Origin of the sequence: Saccharomonospora azurea NA-128 (assembly GCF_000231055.2) — a bacterium.
GTDB lineage: Bacteria > Actinomycetota > Actinomycetes > Mycobacteriales > Pseudonocardiaceae > Saccharomonospora > Saccharomonospora azurea.
The window spans coordinates 192,130-199,342 of record NZ_CM001466.1; the positions used below are offsets into that span (position 1 = coordinate 192,130).

8 protein-coding genes and 1 pseudogene are annotated in these 7,213 nt (G+C 71.8%); 3 read left to right on the top strand and 6 right to left on the bottom strand.

The genetic code is table 11. The annotated features are described in order from the left end of the window. Positions 1-17: 17 nt before the first annotated feature. Positions 18-1,127, bottom strand: a complete 1,110-nt coding sequence (locus tag SACAZDRAFT_RS00930; protein ID WP_005437785.1) for an SRPBCC family protein — start codon at positions 1,125-1,127, stop codon at positions 18-20. 3 nt (positions 1,128-1,130) lie between these two features. Continuing rightward, positions 1,131-1,790, bottom strand: a complete 660-nt coding sequence (locus SACAZDRAFT_RS00935) for a hypothetical protein (RefSeq protein ID WP_005437787.1) — start codon at positions 1,788-1,790, stop codon at positions 1,131-1,133. A gap of 179 nt (positions 1,791-1,969) precedes the next feature. Between SACAZDRAFT_RS00935 and SACAZDRAFT_RS00940 the strand changes: the two genes are divergently transcribed. Continuing rightward, complete coding sequence (locus SACAZDRAFT_RS00940; protein WP_005437789.1) at positions 1,970-3,745, top strand: serine/threonine-protein kinase; 1,776 nt, start codon at positions 1,970-1,972, stop codon at positions 3,743-3,745. A gap of 22 nt (positions 3,746-3,767) precedes the next feature. Here SACAZDRAFT_RS00940 and SACAZDRAFT_RS00945 read toward each other — a convergent pair whose 3' ends face one another. From SACAZDRAFT_RS00945 to SACAZDRAFT_RS00960, 4 genes are read right to left on the bottom strand one after another with little or no spacing between them, the layout of a single operon-like run. Continuing rightward, positions 3,768-4,250, bottom strand: a complete 483-nt coding sequence (locus SACAZDRAFT_RS00945) for a hypothetical protein (RefSeq protein ID WP_005437791.1) — start codon at positions 4,248-4,250, stop codon at positions 3,768-3,770. Next, entirely contained in the window at positions 4,247-4,978 is a 732-nt protein-coding gene (locus SACAZDRAFT_RS00950) for a metallophosphoesterase family protein (RefSeq protein WP_005437793.1), read from the bottom strand. The genes SACAZDRAFT_RS00945 and SACAZDRAFT_RS00950 overlap by 4 nt, the downstream gene beginning before the upstream one ends. Next, a complete protein-coding gene (locus SACAZDRAFT_RS00955) occupies positions 4,975-5,253 on the bottom strand; it encodes a BON domain-containing protein (protein ID WP_005437795.1) in 279 nt (92 codons plus the stop codon). The genes SACAZDRAFT_RS00950 and SACAZDRAFT_RS00955 overlap by 4 nt, the downstream gene beginning before the upstream one ends. Then, positions 5,228-5,833, bottom strand: a complete 606-nt coding sequence (locus SACAZDRAFT_RS00960; protein ID WP_005437797.1) for a nucleotidyltransferase — start codon at positions 5,831-5,833, stop codon at positions 5,228-5,230. Before SACAZDRAFT_RS00960 ends, SACAZDRAFT_RS00955 begins: the two co-directional genes overlap by 26 nt. A 55-nt stretch (positions 5,834-5,888) precedes the next feature. Here SACAZDRAFT_RS00960 and SACAZDRAFT_RS00965 point away from each other — a divergent pair, with 55 nt between their 5' ends. Both SACAZDRAFT_RS00965 and SACAZDRAFT_RS00970 read left to right on the top strand, forming a co-directional pair. Further along, positions 5,889-6,080: a DUF2795 domain-containing protein gene (locus tag SACAZDRAFT_RS00965; RefSeq protein WP_005437799.1), complete on the top strand. Its 192-nt coding sequence runs from the start codon at positions 5,889-5,891 to the stop codon at positions 6,078-6,080. Positions 6,081-6,152: 72 nt separating this feature from the next. Further along, a pseudogene (locus SACAZDRAFT_RS00970) lies at positions 6,153-7,213 on the top strand (aldehyde dehydrogenase family protein); the annotation flags it as partial.

Consider the following 7,213-nt stretch of genomic DNA (forward strand, 5'->3'; position numbering starts at 1 on the left):
TGGTACGTCCTCCTTCGTCACCGACGCGCACGGGCGCGCCGCGCGGGCCGCCGCTCGCCGGTGTCCTCGTCGTCCTGCTCGTCGTCCGACGAGGACTCGTCCTCGTCGGCGTAGTCCTCGTCCTCGTCCTCTCCCTCGTCGTAGTCCTCGCCCTCGTATTCGTCCTCGTCCCAGTCCTCATCGGACTCGGACCCGCTGTCGGAGTCGTCCCGGTCGCGGGGGCGGCCCTCACTGCCGTCGTCCACGACCTCGCCGTCGTGGATCGTGCCGTGCCAGCCCTCGACCTCGTCCGGATTCAGCAGCGTCTGCGTCATGACGTGGCGCCGGAAGTGCTTGAGCTCCAGGCGGACGCGGCGGCCCTGGGCGCGCCACAGGTTGCCGGTCTGCTCGAAGAAGCCCTGCGGGTGGTACTCCAGCACCACGAGGATCCGGGTGAGCCGGGGAGCCAACTCGTGGAACGTCACCGCGCCGTCGACGTAGCCTTTCGCGCCCTTCGACCGCCACACGATGTGCTGGTCCGGCACCTGGTCGGTGATCGTGGCCTCCCACGTCCGGTGCGACCAGAGGATCTGGGCCTTCCAGTTCAGCTTCTCGTCGGACTCCTGCTCGACGTTCTCGACCTTCTTCATGAAGGACGGGAAGTCGGTGAACCGGGTCCACTGGTCGTAGGCGACCTCGACGGGCACGCCCACGTCGATGGACTCCACGATGTTGGTGAGCTTCAGCCCACCGCCCTTCTTGCCCGAGCCGCCGCCGAAGGCCTTCTTGACCTTCTCGCCGACCTTCGAGACACCCGTGCTGAGCGCGGCGCCCACGGGGCTCTTGCCCTCGGCCAGCTTCTTCGCACCCGTGAGCGCTGTCATCAGCCCTCCGTCGCCCTGACCGGTGGCGTAGTCGGTGAGCCGCCCGGCCGACTCGCTGACCTTGCCGGCGACCATGGAGCCCGCCTTCTTCGCCGCGACACCGGCGAGCGTGCTCAACGCGCTGGTCAGCTCGCCGCCCGGAGCGGCCTCGCCGACCTTCTTCGCGGCGTCACCGGCCTTGTCGCCCGCCTTACTCGCGGTCTTGGCCGTGCCCTTGGCCGTGCTCGATGCCTTGTCCGCGGCCGCGCGTGCTGCCCTGGTCATGGCTCACCTCCCGCTTCTGCGCACCGGGGAGCGGCCTGCCGAGGAGCGTGCTCGCGTGCGCGGGCGTGCTTCGGTCTCGCCGTCGTCCGTGGCGGCTGCGCGGTCGGCGTCCTCGGCCTGTTCGCGGCGCCGACGGACCGGACGCCGATTGCCCTCACCCGATGACGGGCGACGCCGGGGACGAGGAAGAGCAGGTTCCGACTCCTCGTCGTCGGCCGACCGGCGAGCTCGCCTGCGGGTCCCCGGTCGCCGATCCGGCTCCGCCGACTCCTCGGCGATCTCGGTGGCTTCCGACGTCTCCTCGGGCTCGCGGCCCTGCTCGGTGGAATCCGGCTCCTCCTCGCCGGCGTCGCCGGTGTCCTCGCTGCCGCCGGTATCACCGGCCAGCCTCTCCGTCAGCGACTCGATGCGTGAGGTCGCCGCCCTGGTCGCTGCCGCGCGGGCGGCCCCCAGCAGCTCTTCCTTCACGCCCCCGGTGAGTTTGCCCAGTTCGGCCGACTCGCCGAGTTGCGAGAGCCCCGACTTCAGCAGTCCTGTGGCGTTGGTGCCGTGTCTTCCTGTCGCACCGGCCGCGGCGATCATCAGGGCGAGGCGCATCTTCTTGGTGCGTCCCAAGAGATAACCTGCGATGACCGCGGCGGCGGTCTGCGCGCCGCGCTTCATGAACGTCTCCTCGATCGGGAGTCACGGACCAGCTCCAATTACCCCGTTGGGGTGACAGGGAAACGCTGCTCGACGCGCTCGCCACGTCGAATACTCGATACCGCGCGGCTTGCCGGACCTGGGCGGGGACCGTGATCGTGACGCTCTAGTCTGTCGGGGGTCGACAGGAGGGGCCACGAGTGAGTGAGGGCGACGAGACACTGATCGCCGGGCGTTACCGCCTGGAACACCAGATCGGCAGCGGTGCGATGGGCGTCGTCTGGCGCGCGATCGACGTCCGACTCGACCGTTCGGTGGCTGTCAAGCAACTGTTGCTGCCGCCGGGACTGAACGAGACGGAGACCGAGAAGGCACGTCAGCGTGCGTTCCGGGAGGGGCGCATCGCCGCCCGCCTGCAACACCCCAACGCCATCTCGGTGTACAACGTCGCCGACCACGAGGGTCAGCCGGTGCTCGTGATGGAGTATCTGCCCTCGCGGAGCCTCGCCGACATCCTCGACCAGCGCGGTGTGCTGCCCCCGGCCGAGATCGCGGGCGTCGGTGCGCAGGTCGCGGCGGCGCTGGTCAAGGCCCACGACGCGGGCGTCATCCACCGTGACGTCAAGCCGGGCAACATCCTGATCGCCGACGACGGCATCGCGAAGATCACCGACTTCGGCATCTCACGAGCCGCCGGGGACATCACCGTGACCAGCACGGGTCTGCTGGCGGGCACTCCCGCGTTCCTGTCACCCGAGACCGCCCGGGGCGCGGAACCCGGCCCCGCCGCCGACGTGTTCTCGCTGGGCGCGACTCTGTATGCGGCGGTGGAGGGCCGGCCGCCGTTCGAGAACCCCGGCAACGAGATCGCGATGCTGCACGTGGTCGCCGCGGGCCAGATCATCCCGCCGCGGCAGGCCGGGTCGCTGGACAACGTCCTGCGGGCGATGCTGCACAACGAACCGAACGCGCGCCCGACGATGAAGCAGTGTGAGGCCGCGTTGCGCGCGGTGTCAGAGGGACGGCCCGACGGCCTGGACGCCCCCACACTGCCGCCGAACCCGGTGCGGGGCTCGACCCGCGTCGCCCTGAACCCGGCGGCCCTGTCGGCGATCCCCGCCTCGCCACAGGCGCCGACCGCGCAACCGCCCGGACCCCCCACCCCGACGGGGACGACGCTGCCGCCCGCGGCGGCCGTGCACGGTCAAGGGCCGGGCATGGGGCAGCACCCCACGGGACCTCCCCAGCACCCCACGGGGCCTTCTCACGGCAGGCATCCCACGGGACCGCCCCACGGCAGGCACCCCACCGGGCCGTCGACCCCGGTGCCGGCGGCTCAGCACGGGGGCGAGGGCAACGGCGGTTGGTCGCGAGCGCGGGTGGCGACCACCGTGCTCGCCGTGCTCGCCGCGGCGGCGGTGGGCGTCCTGATCGCCGAGCTGCTGATCAGCGGCTCGGGCGACTCCGGCGACTCCGACGGTGCGCACAGCGCGGACGGTGGGCCGACCACGAGCGTCAGCGTGTCCCAGTCCACGGCCCCTCCTTCCTCGTCGAGCGCGCCGAGCACCGAGCCGACCACGCAGGAGCCGCAGCCGGACGTGCTGCCCCCGGCCGAGCTCGAGAAGGCGGTCGCCGACTACTACGCGCTCATGCCGGACGGCGTCGAGCAGGGCTGGCAGATGCTCGGCCCGGGCTTGCAGGCCCAGGGCGAGGACACCTACCTCCAGTTCTGGGACACCATCGAGGCGGTGCGGATCGTCGGTGGCCCCACCGCGGTGAGCGGCCACGTCGTCGAGGTCGAGGTCGAGTTCACCAAGGCGGACTCCGTCGTCCGCGAGTCGCACCGGCTCGGCATGGTGGTCCGCGACGGGAAGGCACTCATCGACAGTGACGAGCTGCTGAACCTCACCGACCTCGGCGAACCCGACGAGGACGAGGACGAAGAGGACGAGGACGAGCCCGACGAGGACGAGTGACCCGGACGGTCGACGGTCTCGGTCAGTCCTCGCTCCCGCGCCGCGGGCGCACCGCCTCGCCGAGATCGTCGGCGTCCAGGGCGTCGAGTGCCGCGGCGACGTCCGCGTGCACGGCGTCCCCGGTCATCTCGCGTGGTGGCGTGCGTGGGTGGCCCACGGTGACGACCCGGACGTCGCCGACGTCGTGGAGCGCGCCGGGGTCGGCGTCGACCACGATCATCGCGCGGACCTGGTCGGCGTGCCTGCGCAGGACGTCCAGGACGTCGGGAGGGTCGCCGTGGACGACGGCGTCGACCGGCCTGCCGAACGCGTCCGCGTCGCCGAGCAGCCGGTCGACCTCGGCCAGGGCCTGTTCGGCCGCGAACCGGCACCACACGACCTGCCGGCTGCCGGTCAGCTCCCGCCACGCGGAGGGCAGCTCGGCCGGCCCGGAGGGCGGTGCCGGGTCGAACACGAGGACCGTCGGAAGGTCCGGGGCTCCGTCCCACACCACCGTGGTCGTCATGCGCTCTCTCCGCCGTCCTGGATGCGGTACAGCGCGTACGCCGAGCGGATCACCGGTTGCGCGACGTTGCGGACGCGCACTCCGCCGGGCGTGACGCCGTGTTCGCAGCCCGAGTGCGCGTGCCCGTGCAGGGCCAGCGTGGCGCCCGCCTCGTCGACCACCTCACCGAGTTGGTACGCGCCGAGGAACGGATAGATTTCCAGCGGCTCACCGTGCAGCGTGTCGGGCACGGGGGAGTAGTGCGTGAGCGCCACCCGCACGTCCGCGTCGAGTTCCTTGAGCGCCGAGCGCAGGGAGTCCGCGATGTCCACCGTGTGCTCCACGAACGCCTTCATCTCCGGTTCGCCGAACGCGCTGGCGCAGCGCCCCTCGAAACCTCCGCCGAAGCCCTTCACCCCCGCGATGCCGAGCCGGGCCCCGTCGACCGGCAGCACCACACCGTCGCCTTCCAGGACGTGGATCCCGCCCTCACCGCGCAGGATCGCGGTGACCTCGTCCACGGCCTCGCCGTGGTAGTCGTGGTTGCCGAGCACCGCGACGACCGGGATGCCCAGGTCGGCGAACTCGTGCGCGACGATGCGGGCCTCGTCGGGCGTGCCGTGCCGGGTGAGATCGCCCGCCAGCAGGAGGGCGTCGGCTCGCGAGGGCAGGTGCTCCAGCGCCGGGCGCAGTCTGCCCTGGGCGTCCTCGCCGAGGTGCACGTCCCCGACGGCCGCGAGAGTGATCATGACAGGACCTCGGTGTCGTCCGGTTCGGTCGCTTCCACGACGCGGACGTCGTTGTGGAGCCGCAGCTGGGGTTCGCGCTCGTGCAGGACGGCCACGAGATGCTCCTTGCAGGGTTGCGACGAGACGGTGCCGCTGAGGTAGACGTGCTCGCCGCGGACGTCCACCTGGATGCCGAGCTCCGCCGTGCGCGGGTCCTCGGCGAGCGCTCGCCGCAGTCTCGCCGCCGTGTACTCGGGGCGCCGGTGCACCTCACCGGGTTCGAGTGGGCCGGACATGCGGAGCTCCTTTCGCGTGGGCGAGTTCGCGCCCGTCTGTGATGCCGAGCTCGGACAGCAGCGTGAGGAACGCCCGGGCGTACGGCGAGGTCGCGGTCTCGCGGGCCACGACGGCCCAGTCGACCTGTTCGCGCACGGCCCGAGCGATGGGCAGCAGCGGGGTGAAGTCGCAGCGGTGGGCCTCGAGCACCGACACTTTGTCGACGAGCAGGTCCGTGGCGGGCAGGACCGGGGCCCTCGTGGCGCCCAGGCGCAGGTCCTCGGCCCGGTCGAGCAGGTCCGGCGTCACCGGCCTGTTGTTCGGCCGGAAGATCAGATCCACGAGGCAGTCGCCGTCGTAGACCTTGATCAGCCAGTCCTCCAGCGGGTCGACCGCGCGCATGCCCGCCGACACGAGCACCTTGCGGGCCACGGGCGCGTCCTCCTCGGTCAGGAACACGTCCACGTCGTGCTCGGACGCGGGGCCGCCGTGGGCGTACACCGCGCACCCACCGGCCAACGCGAACCGCACGCCGTGGGCCCGCAGCGTGTTCGACACGCGCATCGCGGTGCGGAGCAACTCGGCCGGTTCGGCATCCACCGTGCTCGGTTACCCGGCTCTCACCGGGGGTATGCCCGGCCCGGAGGTGGAAACCATGTCCCAGCCCAACCCCATCCAGATGCAGAAGTATCTCGCCGGCGTGGACTACCCGTGCGGCAAGGACGACCTCGTGAGGCACGCCCGCGAGAAGGGCGCCGACGACGAGGTGATGCGACACCTGGAGAACATCCCCGACCGCACGTACGACGGGCCGAACGCCGTGAGCGCGGAGTTCTCCAAGAGCTGACCCCGCCCCGCCCCGACCGACCCCGACGGCGTGACCGCGGCCGTCGCGACCCCGTGAGGTGCCGAACAACCGATGACGACCGACCTTGCCCTGCCACTCGACCTGCCGTCGGCCGCTCCCACCGACGGACCCAGCATCCGCATCGACAGTCCCACCGACGGCAGCCTCGTCGGCCGGATCGCCATGGCCACGCGCGAGGACGTGGCCGCGGCCGTCGGCCGAGCCAGGTCCGCCTTTCCGAGTTGGGCCGGGACTCCGGCCGAGTCGCGGGCGCAGGCGCCGCGCGACGCCGCCGACGCCCGCGCCGAGGGGGCCGACGACCCCGCCACGGCCAACGAGGCGGAGACGGGCCGGCCCGCGACCGAGGCGCGCGAGGGCGTGCTCGCGGGCGTGTCGACGTTGCGCCAATACGCCGAACTCGGGCCGGTGCACCGTGGACGCGCGCTGGCGGGCCGGCCGTCGGCGACCGACCTGATGGTGCCCGAACCGCGGGGAGTCGTGGTGGCGCTGACGCCGTGGAACGACCCTGTCGCCGTCGCCTGCGGGTGGATCGGCGCGGCGCTCGCCACGGGCAACACGGTCGTGGCCAAGCCGAGCGAACGCTGCCCGCACACCGGGGCGCTGTTCGGCGAGGTGCTCCGACCGTTCTTCCCGGAGGGCGTGCTGCAGCATCTCGTGGGCGACGGCACCGTCGGATCGTGGCTCGCCGAGCACCCGGACGTCGACGTGATCGCCCACGTCGGCAGCACCGCGACGGGGCGGTCGCTGGCCGCGGCCGCGGCCACGACCGGCGCGAAGGTGCTGCTGGAGAACGGCGGCAACGACCCGCTGATCGTCGACGCGGACGTCGATCCGGTCTGGGCGGCGGAACAGGCCGCACTGGGCGCGTTCGCCAACAGCGGGCAGATCTGCGTGGCCGTGGAACGCATCTTCGTCCACCGCGACGTCGCCGAGGCGTTCGTCGAGGCGCTCACGGCGGCCTACGCGAAGTGAGCGACTTCGCCCCAGCTGACCAACTGCATCGAGGGTCGCCAACACAATATCCTCCGCTAACCATTGGTGTTCCGCTCACTTCTGGTGAGACGCAGATGTTCTTTCGCTTAGGCGCTTCAGGCTCGGACCGAGCTCGGCAC

Excerpts from the sequence above, each read along its gene's own strand:
- SACAZDRAFT_RS00930 (WP_005437785.1), bottom strand. The coding sequence starts at position 1,127 with ATGACCAGGGCAGCACGCGCGGCCGCGGACAAGGCATCGAGCACGGCC.
- SACAZDRAFT_RS00935 (WP_005437787.1), bottom strand. The coding sequence starts at position 1,790 with ATGAAGCGCGGCGCGCAGACCGCCGCCGCGGTCATCGCAGGTTATCTC.
- SACAZDRAFT_RS00945 (WP_005437791.1), bottom strand. The coding sequence starts at position 4,250 with ATGACGACCACGGTGGTGTGGGACGGAGCCCCGGACCTTCCGACGGTC.
- SACAZDRAFT_RS00950 (WP_005437793.1), bottom strand. The coding sequence starts at position 4,978 with ATGATCACTCTCGCGGCCGTCGGGGACGTGCACCTCGGCGAGGACGCC.
- SACAZDRAFT_RS00955 (WP_005437795.1), bottom strand. The coding sequence starts at position 5,253 with ATGTCCGGCCCACTCGAACCCGGTGAGGTGCACCGGCGCCCCGAGTAC.
- SACAZDRAFT_RS00965 (WP_005437799.1), top strand. The coding sequence starts at position 5,889 with ATGTCCCAGCCCAACCCCATCCAGATGCAGAAGTATCTCGCCGGCGTG.